The 16,970-nt window shown below is 71.0% G+C and carries 15 protein-coding genes; 10 read left to right on the top strand and 5 right to left on the bottom strand.

Annotation, left to right across the window (positions count from 1 at the left end):
* Positions 1–5: 5 nt before the first annotated feature.
* Together ACFE76_RS09855 and ACFE76_RS09850 are read right to left on the bottom strand one after the other, a co-directional pair.
* Positions 6–386, bottom strand: a complete 381-nt coding sequence (locus ACFE76_RS09855; protein ID WP_375431574.1) for a PIN domain-containing protein — start codon at positions 384–386, stop codon at positions 6–8.
* Entirely contained in the window at positions 383–637 is a 255-nt protein-coding gene (locus ACFE76_RS09850; RefSeq protein ID WP_375431573.1) for a type II toxin-antitoxin system Phd/YefM family antitoxin, read from the bottom strand. Before ACFE76_RS09850 ends, ACFE76_RS09855 begins: the two co-directional genes overlap by 4 nt.
* Before the next feature lie 86 nt (positions 638–723).
* Here ACFE76_RS09850 and ACFE76_RS09845 point away from each other — a divergent pair, with 86 nt between their 5' ends.
* On the top strand, positions 724–1,965 hold the full coding sequence (locus tag ACFE76_RS09845; RefSeq protein ID WP_375431572.1) for an MFS transporter: 1,242 nt from the start codon (positions 724–726) through the stop codon (positions 1,963–1,965).
* On the opposite strand, the gene ACFE76_RS09840 is transcribed toward ACFE76_RS09845, so the two are convergent.
* Both ACFE76_RS09840 and ACFE76_RS09835 read right to left on the bottom strand, forming a co-directional pair.
* Positions 1,950–2,798 (bottom strand): aldo/keto reductase, encoded by an 849-nt coding sequence (locus tag ACFE76_RS09840; protein WP_375431571.1) that lies wholly within the window; start codon positions 2,796–2,798, stop codon positions 1,950–1,952. The two genes, ACFE76_RS09845 and ACFE76_RS09840, sit on opposite strands and share 16 nt — an antisense overlap.
* A gap of 294 nt (positions 2,799–3,092) precedes the next feature.
* Positions 3,093–3,869 (bottom strand): endonuclease/exonuclease/phosphatase family protein, encoded by a 777-nt coding sequence (locus ACFE76_RS09835; protein WP_375431570.1) that lies wholly within the window; start codon positions 3,867–3,869, stop codon positions 3,093–3,095.
* Positions 3,870–4,232: 363 nt separating this feature from the next.
* On the opposite strand from ACFE76_RS09835, the gene ACFE76_RS09830 reads away from it, so the two are divergent.
* From ACFE76_RS09830 to ACFE76_RS09790, 9 genes are all read left to right on the top strand, one after another.
* A complete protein-coding gene (locus ACFE76_RS09830; RefSeq protein ID WP_375431569.1) occupies positions 4,233–4,757 on the top strand; it encodes an MSMEG_0572/Sll0783 family nitrogen starvation response protein in 525 nt (174 codons plus the stop codon).
* A gap of 25 nt (positions 4,758–4,782) precedes the next feature.
* Entirely contained in the window at positions 4,783–5,835 is a 1,053-nt protein-coding gene (locus ACFE76_RS09825; protein WP_375431568.1) for an MSMEG_0568 family radical SAM protein, read from the top strand.
* A gap of 1 nt (position 5,836) precedes the next feature.
* Positions 5,837–7,261: an MSMEG_0567/sll0787 family protein gene (locus tag ACFE76_RS09820; RefSeq protein ID WP_375431567.1), complete on the top strand. Its 1,425-nt coding sequence runs from the start codon at positions 5,837–5,839 to the stop codon at positions 7,259–7,261.
* A complete protein-coding gene (locus tag ACFE76_RS09815) occupies positions 7,258–8,175 on the top strand; it encodes a carbon-nitrogen hydrolase family protein (protein ID WP_375431566.1) in 918 nt (305 codons plus the stop codon). Before ACFE76_RS09820 ends, ACFE76_RS09815 begins: the two co-directional genes overlap by 4 nt.
* Positions 8,168–8,461: an MSMEG_0570 family nitrogen starvation response protein gene (locus ACFE76_RS09810; protein WP_375431565.1), complete on the top strand. Its 294-nt coding sequence runs from the start codon at positions 8,168–8,170 to the stop codon at positions 8,459–8,461. Before ACFE76_RS09815 ends, ACFE76_RS09810 begins: the two co-directional genes overlap by 8 nt.
* Complete coding sequence (locus ACFE76_RS09805; RefSeq protein WP_375431564.1) at positions 8,458–9,762, top strand: MSMEG_0569 family flavin-dependent oxidoreductase; 1,305 nt, start codon at positions 8,458–8,460, stop codon at positions 9,760–9,762. Before ACFE76_RS09810 ends, ACFE76_RS09805 begins: the two co-directional genes overlap by 4 nt.
* A gap of 94 nt (positions 9,763–9,856) precedes the next feature.
* Positions 9,857–10,705 (top strand): carbon-nitrogen hydrolase family protein, encoded by an 849-nt coding sequence (locus ACFE76_RS09800; RefSeq protein ID WP_375431563.1) that lies wholly within the window; start codon positions 9,857–9,859, stop codon positions 10,703–10,705.
* Entirely contained in the window at positions 10,702–11,781 is a 1,080-nt protein-coding gene (locus ACFE76_RS09795; protein WP_375431562.1) for an MSMEG_0565 family glycosyltransferase, read from the top strand. Before ACFE76_RS09800 ends, ACFE76_RS09795 begins: the two co-directional genes overlap by 4 nt.
* A gap of 177 nt (positions 11,782–11,958) precedes the next feature.
* Positions 11,959–13,938 (top strand): amino acid transporter, encoded by a 1,980-nt coding sequence (locus ACFE76_RS09790; RefSeq protein ID WP_375431561.1) that lies wholly within the window; start codon positions 11,959–11,961, stop codon positions 13,936–13,938.
* 555 nt (positions 13,939–14,493) lie between these two features.
* Here the strand turns inward: ACFE76_RS09790 and glgX are convergent.
* The gene (gene glgX / locus ACFE76_RS09785) at positions 14,494–16,707 is read right to left on the bottom strand and encodes a glycogen debranching protein GlgX (protein WP_375431560.1); all 2,214 of its coding nucleotides are present in this window, start codon (positions 16,705–16,707) and stop codon (positions 14,494–14,496) included.
* Between the last annotated feature and the right edge of the window lie 263 nt (positions 16,708–16,970).

The following is a 16,970-nucleotide window of genomic DNA, read 5'->3' as shown; positions in this document are numbered from 1 at the left end:
ATCGGTCAGACGGCAACAATCTCCACGAGGTGTTCCAGGCCGGCGAGGTCGCGCGCGTTGCGCGTGTAGAGCCGCGCGGCGTGCCGGTGTGCTGTGGCAGCGATGAGCAGATCCATGACTCGGCCTCGCGGCCGACGTCCGGCCTCGACCACCGCCGCCGCGAGCTGACCGTAGCTGACCGCCACCGATGCGTCGACCGGCAGCGCGGTGAATCGCCGCTGAAGCTCCGAGAGCCGGCGAAGCCGTTCGGCGCGAACCGACGCGTTGGTGGTGACCAGGACTCCGAAGTGGAGCTCGGCCAGAGCAGCAGCACTGATCGCGAGCTCACCCTCGAGCGGCGGCAGATCGGTGGCCAACAACACGCTGGTGTCCAATACCGCCCTCACGCTGGCGGCCTGTCCCAGGGGTTGACCACACTCTGGTCAAGCAGATCACGGTCCCGGAGCCAGTCCGGATCCTCCGGTCCGGCAAAGATGTCGGCGACGTCGTCCCACCGCTGCCACGGCTCCGGGCTGACGGGCACCAGTCGAGCCGCGAGTCGACCAGCGACCGTGATGTCGACGACCTCCCCCGCCTCGGCTCGGCGGACGATCTCAGAGGCGTTCTGACGCAGTTCTCGCAGACCTGTGGTAGTCATCAACCCACAGTAGCATTTGTGCTACCACTCAGGGCGACCAGTTTTCCTCTTGTTCCATGTGCGAGCCCGGTAGCGTCGGGCAGGACATGTCCTCCTTCCCCACTGCCGCCCCCGCCGCCCCTGTGACCCCGACCCCGGCGGTGCTCCGCGCCCAGCGCGCCACCTATGTGGCGTTCATCAGCAGCGGTTTCGGCTTCGCCAGCTGGGCGTCGCGGATCCCGTCGATCCGGGACTCGCTGAACGCCTCGCCCTCGACGCTCGGGCTGGTGCTGCTCTGCGTGGCGCTCGGCTCGCTGGTCGCGCTGCCGTTGGCCGGGGTGGTGGTCACCCGGTTCGGCACGGCGCGCGCGGTGGCGGCGATGGCGGTCTGCCTCGCGGTCGGGCTCGCGGTCGTGGGCATCGGCTACCCGCACGGCGTCTGGCCGGTCGTGGTAGGCCTGTTCCTCTTCGGCTTCGGCAACGGCACCTGGGACGTCGCGATGAACGTGGAGGGCGCCGCGGTCGAGCAGGGCCTGGGCCGTGCGGTGCTGCCGCGCTTCCACGCCGGCTGGAGCGTCGGGTCCGTCTTGGGCGCCCTCGGCGGCGCGGCCATGGTGGCCCTTGGTGTCCCGGTCACAGCCCACCTGCTGGCCGCCGCCGTGCTGGTGGCGGTCGTGGTGCCGATGGTCGTGCTGGGCGGGTTCCTGCCGGTGACGGTCCCGGCGGCCGTTGAGAGCGCTTCGACCACGGACAAGCCACGCCACCCGCTGCAGAGCTGGTGGGAACCGCGCACCCTGCTGATCGGCCTCTTCGTCCTCTGCATGGCCTTCACCGAGGGCACCGGCAACGACTGGCTCGCGGTCGCGGTACAGGACGGGTACGCCGCACCCCCGGTCGCCGGACCGCTGACGTTCGCGACCTTCCTGGCCGCCATGACCTGCGGCCGGTGGTTCGGACCCCAGCTGATCGACCGCTACGGCCGGGTGCGTGCGCTGCGGACCTCCGCCGGGATCGCGCTGTTCGGGCTGCTGCTGATCGTCTTCGGCGGCGTGTTGCCGCTGGCTGTGGCCGGCGCCCTGCTGCTGGGCGTCGGGACCGCGCTCGGCTTTCCCGTCGGGATGAGCGCGGCCGCCGACGACCCCCAGCGTGCGGCCGGCCGGGTCAGCGTGGTCGCCTCGATCGGCTATACCGCTTTCCTGGCGGGTCCCCCGCTGATCGGATTCCTCGGCGACCACGTCGGGGTGCTGCGCGCCCTGACCGTGACCGCCGCGCTGCTGGCCCTGGCCGTGCTGCTCGCCGGCAGGACCCGACCGTTGGTCGCCGAGGACGAGACTCAGGCCGGGACGTAGTCGAACGCGTCCGGGTTGGGGCCGGTACGCCCCTCCTCGCCCTTGTCGAGCGCTGTGATCGCCGTCAGGTCGGCGTCGGTGAGCTCGAAGTCGAAGAGCTCGAAGTTCTCCTTGATCCGCGACGGGGTCGTGGACTTGGGGAAGATGATGTCGCCCCGCTGGACGTGCCAGCGCAGCACCACCTGAGCCGGGGTCTTGCCGAGCCGGTCGGCGATGGTGGTGATCTCCGGGTCATGCAGGACGCCGCCCTGGGCGATCGGCGACCAGGCTTCGGTGGCGATGCCGTGGTCGGCCCCGTAGGCCCGGACCTCGGTGTTGTCGAGGTAGGGGTGGACCTCGACCTGGTTGACCGCCGGCACGACCTGGGTCTCCTGGGCCAGCCGGCGCAGGTGCGAGGGCTGGAAGTTGCTGACGCCGATCGAGCGCGCGCGGCCCTCGCGGTAGAACTCCTCGAGCGTCTGCCAGGTCGAGACGTAGTCGCCGTCGTACAGCGTCGGCAGCGGCCAGTGGATCAGGAAGAGGTCCACGTAGTCGAAGCCGAGGTCGGCGAGCGTCTGGTCGAACGCCCGGCGGGCGTCGTCGGGGCGGTGGAAGCCGTTGTTGAGCTTGCTGGTGACGAAGACGTCGCTGCGATCCAGGCCGGCGGCGCGGATGCCCTCACCGACCCCCTTCTCGTTGCCGTACATCTCAGCGGTGTCGATGTGCCGGTAGCCGATCTCGAGCGCCTGGCCGACCGCGTCCGCGGTCTCGGCCGGGTCGATCTGGAAGACGCCGAAGCCCAGCTGCGGGATGGTGTGACCGTTGTTGAGGGCGATCTCCGGGACTGTCGTCATGGTGCTCCTTCTAGCCGTTCTGGGGACGTGCGAGTTCACCCAGGCGAACAGGCACTCTGCCGAGACTAGTGGTCACCTCGGCCAGGTCACGACCGGGTCGCAGCCCCACGGCGACCCCACAGCAGCCTGCGAGGAGGGTGGCGTCGAACGGCGGCCGTAGCGAGCAGGTGCCCGGGTGCGTGCCGGGCAAGGCGCCGGAGGAGTCGGATAGCGGGGTTCTCTCCGCGACGACGGCAACGAAGCCCGGTGCGTGCCCGGGTGCCGCGCAGTAGGTCGGCGTTTGACACCACCCTCCTAGTGGTCATTTCCGCGCGGTCCGAGCTCTACGACCAGCGCCCGGTGGTCGGACAGTCCCAGGTCGGGAGCGTCGCTGCTGAGCACCGGCCCCAGTGGTCCGCGGGCCAGGATGTGGTCGATCTGGCGGGTCGGGCGCTGCATCGGGAAGGTCGGGTGCCGGGCGAGCGAGCGATAGCCGGTGACCCGGCTAGCGGCGGGCCCCACCATGTTGAGGTCGCCCATCACCACCACCGGGCCGGGCACGCCCGCGAGCCGGCGGCGGATCTGCCACAGCTGGCGCCGCCCCCACCCGGGCACGTAGGAGAGGTGGGTGTTCACGATCACGAGGGGTCCGTCCGGGGTCTCGAACCGACCGGTGACCATGGTGCGAGGCTCCTCGTGGACCACCACCACGCGGCGCTGGTCGGGGACGTAGAGCGGGAAGCGGAAGGCGATCCGCGGCAGCATTCCGACCTCGAACGAGAGCGCCGGAAAGCGCGAGATCAGCGCGACCCCGTACGCCGCGCCCGGCACGACGTCCGTCCCGGCCGCGGTCCAGGCGTTGCCTGGCGTCCCCAGCAGGGCCGGCGCAAAGCGTGAGCTGACCGCTCCCATCGCCTCCGCCGCCACCGCGGTCAGGTCGGCCAGGTTCGACCGGGGCTGGTCGCGGTCCACCTCCTGCAGGGCCAGCACGTCCGGGTCGAGCCGCCGGACCGCCTCAGCCAAGCGGCCCGGGTCGACCACACCGTCGCTCAGGCTGCGCCCGTGCAGGATGTTGAACGTCGCCAGCCTCATGAGAGGACGGTAGCGACCCGCGAGCACCGGCTGAGCAAACAACGTGCGACATGGTGCCGCGTACTCGCGGCACGATGTCGCACGCTGTTCGGACTCGGACGCTCTTTGCCCTCGCAACGTCATGTCGGACCAGCTCGGCACTGCTCCTGACGTGAGCCGCCGGACCCGGGATCGTTACGGCTCGTCACACGCGAGTGTTCCCGCTGTAACCAGCCTGACATCGAACCGGCCCAACAATGGAGGCACTGGATCGGGTCAAACCGACCACGCGTTCCACCGAGTTCTTCCGCCGCCGGACGCTGTCGCCCGGCGTGCTGCGCCGGCATCCGCCGCCACCCCACGCCTCTCCTCAGGAGCTCTGCCATGCCCCAGTACGACGAGACCATCACCGCCAACATCGCGACGTCGATCGCCGAGATCCCGCACCCCTCGCTGCCGAAGGGCAGCAGCATCTACGGCGGGACCAAGATCTTCCCCGACTACCAGGCGTCGGAGGGCCAGTCCTACCTCACGCTGGTGCACGGCATCGCCCACGAGTCCTCGGTCAGCTTCGTCGCCGTCCTGCAGGCCACCCGGGCGCTGCGCAAGGGCTTTGAGTCGGCGCTCTACTTCTACGGCCCGGGCTCGATCAACTGCCTGGCCACCCGCGGCTTCCCGACCACCGGCGACTCGGCCTTCCCCGGCGGGCAGAACCTCAACGACTCGATCGCCACCTTCATCGGCGAGGGCGGCACCGTCTTCTGCTGCCGCTTCGGCCTGGCCCTGCACGGCGGCCGCGAGGAGGACCTGATCGAGGGGGTCATCCCCTGCCACCCGCTCGACGTCCAGGACGCGGTCATCCACTACGCCAACAAGGGCGCGATCATCAACTCCACCTACATGGTCTGACGCGCGCGGCGCCGGGAGCGAGACCATGAGCGTGAGCACCCGGGTCGACCTCGCGATCCTCGGCGTCCGCGGCCGCCCCCCGGTCAGCCGGGTCGCGGGAGCCGGGCCCAGCGACGACGGCCACCTGCTGATCGACGGACTCAGTGCGGCCATCCCCGTCAACGACACCAGTCCGTACCTGCTGGAGCGCGACCGGATCACCCTGGACGGCGCCGACATCGGCCTGGAGGTGACCACCATCGGTCGGCCGCGCTTCTACGACCTGGCCACGGCCGAGGGCGTGCGCTACGAGCAGATCGCCCGGCTGCACGGCAGCAACGTGCTGGCCACGACGGTGGTGCAGACCTGCGTCCGCTACGCCGAGGACCAGCGCTGCCGGTTCTGCGCGATCGAGGCCTCGCTGGCCGCGGGCGCGACCGTCGCCGTCAAGCGGCCGGCCGAGATCGCGGAGGTCGCCGCCGCCGCGGTCGCCCTGGACGGGGTCACCTCGATGGTGATGACCACCGGCACCTCGGCCGCCAAGGACCGCGGCGCGACCCACCTGGCCCGGTGCGTCCGGGCCGTCAAGGCGGCCGTGCCGTGGCTGCCGATCCAGGTGCAGTGCGAGCCGCCCGGCGACCTGGCCACCCTCACCGAGCTGCACGAGGCGGGCGCGGAGTCGATCGGCATCCACGTCGAGTCCCTCGACGACGGCGTCCGGCGGCGCTGGATGCCGGGCAAGTCGAGCGTCTCGCTGGCCGAGTACCGCGCCGCCTGGACCGAGGCCGTCCGCGTCTTCGGCCGCAACCAGGTCTCGACCTACCTGCTGGTCGGCCTGGGCGAGGACCCCGACGAGCTCGTCGCCGGCGCCGAGGAGCTGATCACGATGGGCGTCTACCCGTTCGTGGTGCCGTTCCGTCCGCTGGCCGGCACCCTGGCGGTCGCCGACGGGGCCATCGCCCCCGACAGGTGCGTGGTCGAGGACGTCACCCGACGAGTGGCCCGGTCGCTGATCGCCGCCGGCATGACCTCGGCCGGTCAGCGCGCCGGCTGTGCTGCCTGCGGTGCCTGCAGCACGCTCAAGAACGCGGGGGCCTGAGGTGACGGCAACCGTCCCCGCTTTCGATGTGGAGGTCCTGACCAGAGCGCGTCCGGCGGCACTTCCCGCCGTCACCGTCCTCCGCGCCGAAACCCCCGCCGAGCACGCGGCGGCCCGGCGGCTCCGGCACGAGACGTTCGTCCTCGAGCAAGGCCTGTTCGCCCCAGACGACCGCGACGACACCGACGACGACGACCGAGCCGTCACGCTGCTCGCCCGCGACGCCGGCGGCGCCTGGCTGGGAACGGTCCGGCTGGCTCCTCAGCAGCTGGACGGAGCCACCGCGGGCCGCGACCTCGGCTGGTGGACCGGCAGCCGGCTGGCCGTGCGCTCCCGGACCCACGGTGTCGGTTCGGCCCTGGTCCGCGCGGCCTGCGCCCACGCCGAGTCCGAGGGCGTGCTGCGTTTCGACGCCCACGTCCAGCGGCAGCACGCCGCCCTGTTCGACCGCCTCGGCTGGCAAGTGCTGGCGGCGGAGACCCGCTACGGGCACCCGCACCTGCTGATGACCTGGCCGGTGGACCGGGTCACCCGCCTGGTCGCGCGCACGAAGGCCTCGCTGGGAGCGACCCTGGCGCGGTTCGCCGAGCACCCGGCTGGCCTCGGTGGCCAGGGCTTCCGCGGCGACGACGGCGCCCCCGTCCCCGGCAGCGACCTGGTGGCGGCGACCGACGCGATCGTCCCGTCGATGGTGGAGCGCGACCCCGAGTGGGCCGGCTGGTGCGCGGTGCTGGTCAACCTCAACGACCTCGCCGCGATGGGCGCCGAACCGGTCGGGCTGCTGGACAGCTTCGGCGCCCGCGACCAGTCCTTCGCCACCCGGATCGTGCACGGGCTCTCGGCCGCCAGCCGGGCGTGGCAGGTGCCGGTGCTCGGCGGCCACACCCAGCTCGGCGTACCTGCCTCGCTCTCGGTGACGGCGCTCGGCCGCACCCCTCGACCCGTCCCCGCCGGCGGCGGCCAACCCGGCCACCGGGTCAGCCTCACCGCCGACCTCGGTGGTGGCTGGCGGCGCGGCTACCGCGGCCTGCAGTGGGACTCCTCCAGCGACCGTACGACGGCTGAGCTGCACGAGCTCGGCTCCTTCGTCGCCCGCACCGGCCCCGCCGCGGCCAAGGACGTCAGCATGGCGGGCGTCGTCGGCACCCTCGGCATGCTGGCCGAGGCCAGCGGCTGCGGCGCGATCCTCGACGTCGCCGACGTGCCCGTACCCGCCCATGCCTCGATGGGTGACTGGCTCACCTGTTTTCCCGGCTTCGCCATGCTCACCGCCGACCGAGGCGACGCCGTACCCGCACCCGCGGGTCCCGCCGTCACCCGCGGTTGCGGCGAGCTGACCACCACCCCCGGGGTGTCGTTGCGCTGGCCGGACGGCCGCTGCACCGCCACCCTCTCCCCCGACGTCACAGGACTAGGACCCGCATGACCAGCTACACCTTCACCGCCGCCTCGGCCGAGTTCGGCCGCGACCTCGACGCCGCGTACGCGAGGATCGCCGGCCTGATCGACGACGCCCGCGCGGTCGGCACCGACATGCTCGTGCTGCCCGAGGCGTGCCTCGGCGGCTATCTGCCCAGTCTCGGCAGCGCGACCGACGACGAGGAGACCCGCGTCCGGCGATCGGCCAACCTGCCGCCCGCCCTCGAGCTGGACGGCCCCGAGCTCGGTCGGGTGGTCGCCCTGGCCGGGGACATGCTGGTGCTGCTCGGCATCCGCGAGGCCGCTGGGCCCATCACCTACAACACCGCGGTCGCCCTCACCGGCGACGGCGTGCTGGCCACCCACCGCAAGGTCCACCAGCCCCTCGGGGAGAACCTCTGCTACGCCGCGAGCGACTCGTTCGAGGCGTTCGACTCACCGGTCGGCCGGATCGGGATGCTGATCTGCTACGACAAGGCCTTCCCCGAAGCCTCCCGGACGCTCGCCCTGGACGGCGCCGAGGTCATCGCCGCGCTCTCGGCCTGGCCGGCCGCCCGGACGGCCACCGCAGCCAACCTGGAGGACGACCGCTGGAAGAAACGGTTCGACCTCTACGACCAGGCCCGCGCGCTCGACAACCAGGTGCTCTGGATCGCCTCCAACCAGGCCGGCACCTTCGGTTCGCTGCGCTTCGTCGGCAACGCCAAGATCGTCGGCCCCGGCGGCGACGTGCTGTCCGCGACCGGCGTCGGACCCGGCCTCGCCACCGCCACCGTCGACGTTCAGCGCGAGCTCGCCGGCACCCGCGGCGGCATGTACGCGCTGCGCGACCGTCGGCCGAGCGCCTACCGGCTCGAGCCTGTGCTCGGCGACTACGTCCCGAGCCCCCAGCCCTCCAGCACCGAGCCCTCCTATGCCTGAGATGACCTTCACCAGCCGGTGGCCCGACGGCCGGGTGCTGTCCAGCTATTCCCCTTCCCTGGTGGTCCACGACCACCTGACAGCGGGCGACTCCTATTCCGTGGCTGACTTCGTCCGCCGGACCACCAAGGCGCTGCAGACCGCGAGCGACCGGGTCCGGGCCCGCTACGGCTATCCGTGTCGCCGCGCGGCGGCCTCGCTGGCCGCGATCGAGGCCGTGGCCGCCAGCCAGCCGGGCGGCTCGGTCCGGGTCGAGCAGATGCGACCGGAACGAGCAGCGGCATGACCGCGGGAACGCTGACCGGCGAGCACGTCCCGGTCGTGGTCATCGGCGGCGGCCAGGCCGGGCTGTCGGCCAGCTGGCACCTCAGCCGCCAGGGCATCGAGCACGTCGTGCTCGAGCGCGGCACGGCGGCGCACGAGTGGTCCGACAGCCGCTGGGACAACTTCACCCTGGTCACCCCGAACTGGCAGTGCCGGCTGCCCGGCTACCCGTACGCCGGCGACGACCCGGACGGCTTCATGACCCGGGACCAGGTGGTCGACTACCTGGCCCGGTACGTCGCCCAGGTCCGGCCGCCGCTGCGCGAGCACGTCACCGTCACCGCCGTCCAGCAGACCCGCGAAGGCGGGTTCGTGGTCGAGACGACCGATGCCGAGGGCCCTTCGACAGGCTCAGGCAACAGAGGAGCGCTGAGCACCGACCGGGTCATCGTGGCGGTGGGCGGCTATCACGACCCGAAGATCCCCCGGCTCGCCGAACGGCTGCCTGTGGACCTCGTCCAGGTGCACTCCTCGCGCTACCGCAACGCCGAGGCGCTGCCTCCCGGCGCTGTGCTGGTGGTCGGCACCGGACAGTCCGGCGCGCAGATCGCGGAGGACCTGCACCTGGAGGGCCGGCAGGTGCACCTCGTGGTCGGCTCGGCGCCGCGCTGCGCCCGCTTCTACCGCGGCCGCGACTGCGTGGCCTGGCTGGAAGAGATGGGCACCTACGACGTGCCGGTCGAGAACCAGCCCGGCGGCCTGGCCGCCCGGGAGAAGACCAACCACTACATGACCGGACGCGACGGTGGCCGGGACATCGACCTGCGGGCGTTCGCGGTCGAGGGCATGCGGCTGTACGGCCGACTGGTCGGCGCCGAGGGCGGTCGGCTGCAGCTCGCCCCCACCCTGGAGGCGTCGCTGGACGCCGCGGACGCCGTCGCCGACTCGATCAAGGACGCCATCGACGCCCACATCCTCCGGAACGGCATCGACGCACCCACCGAGTCCCGGTACACACCGCTCTGGCGGCCGCCGACCGAGACCACCGAGCTCGACCTGGCGGCGGCCGGCGTCACGTCGGTCGTCTGGGCGGCCGGCTTCACCAGCAACTTCCGCTGGCTGCGGGTGCCCGTCTTCGACGGTGAGGGGGTGCCCTGCCACACCCGCGGGGTGACGGCGGTCGACGGCCTCTACTTCCTCGGACTGCCGTGGCTCTACACCTGGGGCTCGGGCCGGTTCGCCAGCGTGCAGCGCGACGCCGAGTTCGTCGTCGACCACCTGGTCGGGTCGCTACCGGTCCTCGCCGGTGCGTCCCTACCCTGAGGCATGCCTCGGCTCGTCTGTCGCGCCCCGCGCTCCGCGGTCCTGGGCTCCGCCCGATCTCGCTCGTTCGTCCCGGTTCCGAGAGGCTCCGCCCATGCCCGTCACCCGGATAGGAGCCGTTGCGGCCCACTTCGGCCGGGACGTGGGACGGACGATGGCCAAGCTCACCGGCATCGTGGAGAGCGCGCGCCGTGAGGGGACCGACCTGCTGGTGCTGCCGGGGGCCACGGTCGGCGGGTACATCCCGGACCTGCGGCACCCGGGCCTGGACGACCTGCCGCCCACGTTCGCCCTGGACTCCCCGATGGTGGCCGAGCTGGTCCGGCTGGCCCGGGAGATGACGCTGTGCGTCGGTTTCTGCGAGCTGGCTGACGGGCTCCGCTACAACGCGGCGGTCTGCGTCAGCGGCGAGGGCGTCCTCGGTCACCACCGCAAGGTGCACCAGCCGGCCGGGGAGCACTTCGCCTACGCCGCGGGCACCGAGTTCGCCGCCTTCGACACACCCGTCGGCCGGCTCGGCATGCTGATCGACTACGACAAGACGTTCCCGGAGTCCGTCCGCACGCTCGCCCTGGACGGCGCCCGGATCGTGGCCGCACTGTCGGCCTGGCCGGCCAGCATCACCGACCGAGCCGCCCGGATCACCGAGGACCGGCAGTCCCGGCTCTTCGACCTCTACGACGCCGCCCGCGCCGCGGAGAACCAGGTGGTGCTCGTCTCCTCCAACCAGACCGGCGTCTTCGGCGACCTGCGGTTCCTCGGCCAGGCCAAGGTGGTCGGCCCGGGCGGCGACGTGCTGGCCCGCACCTGGTCCAAGGGTGCGCTGGCCCGCGCCGACCTCGACGTGGCGGGCGAGATCGACCGGGCCCGGCGGGTGCTGCACCACCTGGTCGAGCGGCGGCCGACGGCGTACGGGCCGTCGGGCTGGGAGCCTGCCGGGTGAGGATCGCGCTGCTCACCTACTCGACCCGGCCGCGGGGCGGCGTGGTGCACACGCTCGCGCTGGCCGAAGCCCTCGCCGACCTCGGCGCGGACGTGACTGTGTGGACGCTCGGCCGTGGCGGGGACGCCGGCTTGTTCCGGCCGGTGGCGGCGGCGGTGACCCTTCGGGTGGTGGACTTTCCGCCGGTCGAGGCCGAGGAGGTGGGGGCGCGAATCCTGCGGTCGATCGCGGTGCTGCGCGCCGGTTTCAGGGCCGAGGCGGCCGGCTACGACGTGGTGCACGCCCAGGACTGCATCAGCGCCAACGCCGCCGGCCCGTGCGTCCGCACCGTCCACCACCTCGACACCTTCACCACCCCCGAGCTCGCCGCCTGCCACGAACGGGCGATCGTCGAGCCGTACGCGCACGTCTGCGTGTCCGCCGCCGTGGCGGCCGAGGTCGAGCAGGGCTGGGGCCTGCGGCCGACCGTGATCGGCAACGGAGTCGAGGCGGAGCGGTTCACCGCCGCCGCGACCGACTTCGCCGGCCAGGCGGCGTGGCGTCGGGAGCTCGGCGGTGAGTACCTGCTGGCCGTCGGCGGGATCGAGCCCCGCAAGGGCACGATCGACCTGCTCGAGGCGTACGCGCTCGCGCGTCGGGACGATCCGTACCTACGGCTGGTGATCGCGGGCGGTGAGACCCTCTTCGACTACCGCGGCTACCGGGAGGCCTTCGACGCCCGGGCCGCCGAGCTGGGCGTGACTCCGCAGATCCTCGGCCAGGTCGACCACGACCGGCTGCCCGCGCTGGTCGCCGGCTGTCGCGCGTTCGGCTTCGCCTCGACCAAGGAGGGCTTCGGCCTCGCCGCGATGGAGGCCCTCGCTGCGGGCGTTCCCGTGGTCGCCCGCGACCTGCCCGTGCTGCGCGAGGTCTTCGGACCCCACGTCCGCTACGGCCGCGACCCCGCCGGCCTCGCTGTCGCCCTAGGCACGGCCCTGCGCGAGGGGTCGCTGCCCGGCGGCGCCGGTTTTGCCGCCACCCACACCTGGCGCGCCGCCGCCGAGGCTCACCTGGCCCTGTACGCACGCCTCCACTGAAAAGCGACCCCCAGAAGGCCCATGCCGAGCCCTGAGGGGCGTGAACGAGGACGTCTTGGGGTCGCTTTTCAGGGCTCGACAGCCTTGACGCGATCTTGACGCTCGGGGCCGCCGGTCAGGCACCCCGCGCGACTACCGTCGACTGGTCAGATTCCCGCGCGACCCAGGAGCTCAGCCATGACCACGACCGCGCCGGAACGCGCCGGGACCGCGATCCCGACGGCAAAGCGACGGAGCACGCTGCGGTCCTGGCTGTTGGAAGGTCTGGCCGACCGCTCCCGCGGCCACCAAGGCCCGCACGCCCACCCCGAGGCGACGGAGAAAACCCACTCGTGGTGGCGGGTGATGTGCCTGACCGGCGTCGACTACTTCTCCACCCTCGGCTACCAGCCCGGCATCGCCGCGCTCGCCGCCGGCGCGGTCTCCCCGATCGCGACGATCGTGCTGGTCGCGCTGACCCTGCTCGGCGCGCTGCCGGTCTACCGCCGGGTGGCCGAGGAGAGCCCGCGGGGCGAAGGCTCGATCGCCATGCTCGAGCACCTGCTGTCCTTCTGGGGCGGCAAGCTCTTCGTGCTGGTGCTGCTCGGCTTCGCCGCGACCGACTTCATCATCACCATGACCCTCTCAGCGGCCGACGCCACCGCACACCTGGTCGAGAACCCGCACCTCACCGACCTGCTCGAGGGCCACCACGTGCTGGTCACGCTGGTGCTGCTGGCCCTGCTCGGCGGTATCTTCCTCAAAGGCTTCAACGAGGCCATCGGCATCGCCGTCGGCCTGGTGGCGGTCTACCTCGCCCTCAACGTCGTCGTCATCGGCGTCGGCATCGCCCGCCTGATCGCCGAACCCTCGCACTTGGCCGACTGGCAGACCGCACTGACGACGGCCCACTCCAACCCGATCATGATCGTGGTCGTCGCCCTCGTGGTGTTCCCCAAGCTGGCGCTCGGCCTGTCCGGCTTCGAGACGGGCGTGGCCGTGATGCCGCACATCAACGGCGCGCCGGATGACGACCCGGTCAAGCCGGCGGTACGCATCCGCGGCGCCAAGCGACTGCTCACCGCGGCGGCGCTCACCATGAGCGTCTTCCTGGTCTCCAGCAGCATCGTCACGACTCTGCTCATCCCGGCCGCAGAGTTCCAGCCCGGAGGCTCAGCCAACGGACGCGCGCTCGCCTTCCTCGCCCACGAATACCTGGGGAACATCTTCGGCAGCGTCTACGACGCCGCCACCATCGCCATCCTCTGGTTCGCCGGCGCCTCGGCGATGGCCGGTCTGCTCAACCTGATCCCGCGCTACCTCCCCCGCTACGGGATGGCCCCGCACTGGACCAAGGCCGTCCGGCCGCTGGTGCTGATCCTGATCGCCGCGGCGTTCATCATCACCGTCATCTTCGACGCCGACGTCGACGCCCAGGGCGGTGCGTACGCGACGGGGGTACTGGTGCTGATCACGTCCGCCTCGATCGCGGTCACGCTCGCAGCCCGCCGGGCGGGGCAGCGTGTCCAGACCGTCGCGTTCGCGGTGATCTCGGTGATCTTCGTCTACACGACCGGCGCGAACGTCGTGGAACGGCCGGACGGGGTCAAGATCGCCGCCGTGTTCATCGCCGCGATCCTCGCCGTCTCGCTGATCTCACGGCTCTCGCGCGCCTTCGAGCTCCGCGTCGACGAGGTGCTGCTCGACCCGACGGCGGAGCGGTTCATCCGCGACTGCGCCCGCCGGACGGTCCGGCTCATCTCCAACGAACCCGACCTGCGCGACCGTGACGAGTACAGCGAGAAGCTGCGCCAGGTGATCCGCGACAACGACCTCAGCGACGATTCCGACGTCATCTTCGTCGAGATCACCGTGGGGGACGCGTCGGACTTCGCGACCACCCTCGACGTCCGGGGTGAGGTCCGGCACGGCCGCTACCGGGTGCTGACCGCCACCAGCTCGACCGTGCCGAACGCGCTCGCCGGCCTGCTGCTCGACATCAGCGACCGGACCGGACGCAAGCCCCACATCTACTTCGAGTGGACCGAAGGCAACCCACTGGCCAACCTGACCCGCTTCCTGCTCTTCGGCAGCGGCGAGGTCGCCCCGGTCACCCGGGAGGTCCTGCGCCAGGCCGAGCCCGACCGCGACCGCCGGCCCCACGTCCACGTGGGCTGAGCGGGCACGGGTCCGAACTGGCAGTGCCGTCCGTGCTCAGGCCCAGCCGGAGCAGGACCTGAGCACTTCGGTGACGCTCGCGTCCAGGTCCGCTTTCCGGGCGAGGGTCTCCCCTTGCCACTTAATGCCGCGAGCCCTAGATGTAGGCGCCTGCTTCTTCGTGATCATTCCTGAAGTCGGCGAACTTCGCCTCAGCCGTCAGCCCGGTCGCCTCCGTCCCGGTCTGTCCTGGACCGTCGGTTCGTCTCGTGTGGACGATGACGCTGACACCAGCTGACACCAGCTGACACCAGCTGACAAAAAGGAAACCAAGCCAAGAATCCACAGCGGGGCTGCGAAACTTTGGCGATCGTGACGTTGGTCACTAGTATTGACGCGCCGCCGACGATGAGGAGCCAGACCACACGTCTGCTCATGAGCCGCTCCTGTGGTTGCCCCGCTCATATTCAGGGGCTATTCAGGAAGTTATCGTCGCCGGAGGGGGCTGACTGCGCATGCCTCAGGGCGAAGCCCGTTCCCCTGAGCTTGGCTCGTCCAAGCTCAGGGAACGAGCGGTCAGTGCTTGCCGGTGGGCGGGTGCTCGGACTTCTTGGCCGTCCGGGGTGCGGCCTTGATGGCCCGCTTCTCAGCCGCCGCCCGCTCCTCGGCCGGCACGACGGTGGTCGAGAGCACCAACATTGAGTGCGCCGGTACGACGTGGTCGGTCGTGGCGTCCCACGTGTCGTCCCCGACCGGACCGGTGGCTCCGGTCGCCGTGTCGAGCTGGACCCGCCAGTTGTCGCCGAACCCGACCGCGGGCGTCCGGAAGCTGATGTCCTCCGACGAGGCGTTGAACATCAGCAGGAAGTGGTCGTCGGTCACCCGACGGCCCATGCTGTCGGACTCCGGGATGGCGTCGCCGTTGAGGAACACCATCAAGCTCTGGGCGTAGCCGTTGCTCCAGTCGGCACTGGTCATCAGGGTGCCGTCGTTCTTGAGCCACTCGATGTCGCCCACCTCGCTCTGGCCGCCGTGCTGGGCCCCGCCGCCGAAGAAGCGGCGGCGGCGCAGCACCGGGTGGGCCTTGCGCAGCGCGATGGCGGCCGAGGCAAAGGCCAACAGGTCCTGCTGGTCGGACTTGAGGTCCCAGTCGATCCAGGCGAGCTCATTGTCCTGGGCGTAGACGTTGTTGTTGCCCCGCTGGGTACGGCCGAGCTCGTCTCCGTGCGCGAGCATCGGGACGCCCTGGCTGACCATCATCGTGGTGATGAAGTTCCGCTGCTGCCGCAGCCGCAGGGCGAGCACCTGGGGGTCGTCGCTGTCGCCCTCGACACCGCAGTTCCAGGAACGGTTGTGGCTCTCGCCGTCGTTGCCGCCCTCGCCGTTGGCGTCGTTGTGCTTCTCGTTGTAGGACACCAGGTCGCGGAGCGTGAACCCGTCGTGCGCCACCACGAAGTTGATCGAGGCGGTAGGGCGGCGGTTGGAGTGGTTGTAGAGGTCGCTCGACCCGGTGATCCGGGAGGCGAACTCGCCGAGGGCGGCGGGCTCACCGCGCCAGTAGTCGCGGACGGTGTCGCGGTACTTGCCGTTCCACTCCGTCCACAGCGGCGGGAAGTTACCAACCTGATAGCCGCCGTCGCCGAGGTCCCACGGCTCGGCGATCAGCTTGACCTGGCTGATCACCGGGTCCTGCTGGATGATGTCGAAGAACGCGCTCAGCTTGTCGACCTCGTGGAACTGCCGGGCCAAGGTGGCGGCCAGGTCGAAGCGGAACCCGTCGACGTGCATCTCGGTCACCCAGTAGCGCAGCGAGTCCATGATCAGCTGCAGCACGTGCGGGCTGCGCATCAGCAGGCTGTTACCGGTACCGGTGGTGTCGTAGTAGTGGCTCTTGTCCTCGTCCACCAGCCGGTAGTAGTTGCCGTTGTCGATCCCCCGGAAGGCGATCGTCGGGCCCTTCTCGTTGCCCTCGGCGGTGTGGTTGTAGACCACGTCGAGGATGACCTCGATGTTCGCCGCGTGCAGCGCCTTGACCATGGCCTTGAACTCGGTGGTCTGGGCGCCGAGGACGGTGGAGTTGGCGTAGCCGTTATGCGGAGCCAGGAAGCCGATCGTGTTGTAGCCCCAGTAGTTGCTCAAGCCCTGGTCGACCAGGTGGGAGTCGTTGACGAACTGGTGCACGGGCAGCAGCTCGACCGCGGTCACCCCCAGCGAGGTCAGGTAGTCGATGATCACGGGGTGGCCCATCGCCGCGTACGTGCCGCGCACGTCGTCGGGGATGTCCGGGTGGGTCATGGTCAGACCCTTGACGTGCACCTCGTAGAACACGGTCTCGTGGTACTCGTGCCGCGGCGGCCGGTCGTGGCCCCAGTCGAAGAACGGGTTGGTGACCACTGCGAGCATGGTGTGGCCGAGCGAGTCGTCGGTGTTGAAGGCGTCCGCGTCGTCGAAGCGGTAGGAGAAGAGCGACTCGTCGCCGTCGATCTGGCCGTCGATCGCCTTCGCGTACGGGTCGAGCAGCAGCTTGGCCGGGTTGCAGCGGTGACCCTGCTTCGGGTCGTACGGCCCGTGCACGCGGTAGCCGTAGCGGATGCCGGGCTGCACGTTGGCCACGTAGCCGTGCCAGACGGAGCCGTCGACCTCGACCAGCTCGATCCGGGTCTCGTTCAGCTCGTCGTCGACGAGGCAGAGCTCGACCCGCTCGGCCACCTCGGAGAAGAGCGCGAAGTTGACCCCGGTGCCGTCATAGGTCGCGCCCAGCGGATAGGGCTTTCCGGGCCAGATGTCCATGTGGATCCTCGATATCGTGTTGAGCAAGTCAGCGTTGGTGCGCGCAACCGCAGCCAGTCGTCCGACAAATACCCGGTTGAACAGGTGCTCAACCTAGGGGATAGGTCGTGTGAGGGCCGGCAGCGGTCTCTCGGACACCGTAGACGGCGCCGGTGACAGCGGCGGCACCAGCAGCCCTGGAGAAGGGGCTGGTGGGAGCGCCCCGGCTCATCGCCCCCACCAACCCCTTGGCTGCCCGGCGTCCGGCCCGCCGGATCCGGGCG

The sequence above is a fragment of the uncultured Friedmanniella sp. genome (assembly GCF_964244005.1).
In the GTDB taxonomy this organism is placed as follows: Bacteria; Actinomycetota; Actinomycetes; order Propionibacteriales; family Propionibacteriaceae; genus Microlunatus.
The sequence above is the reverse complement of the archived record's forward strand: the minus strand, read 5'-3'. Positions and strand labels throughout refer to the sequence as shown.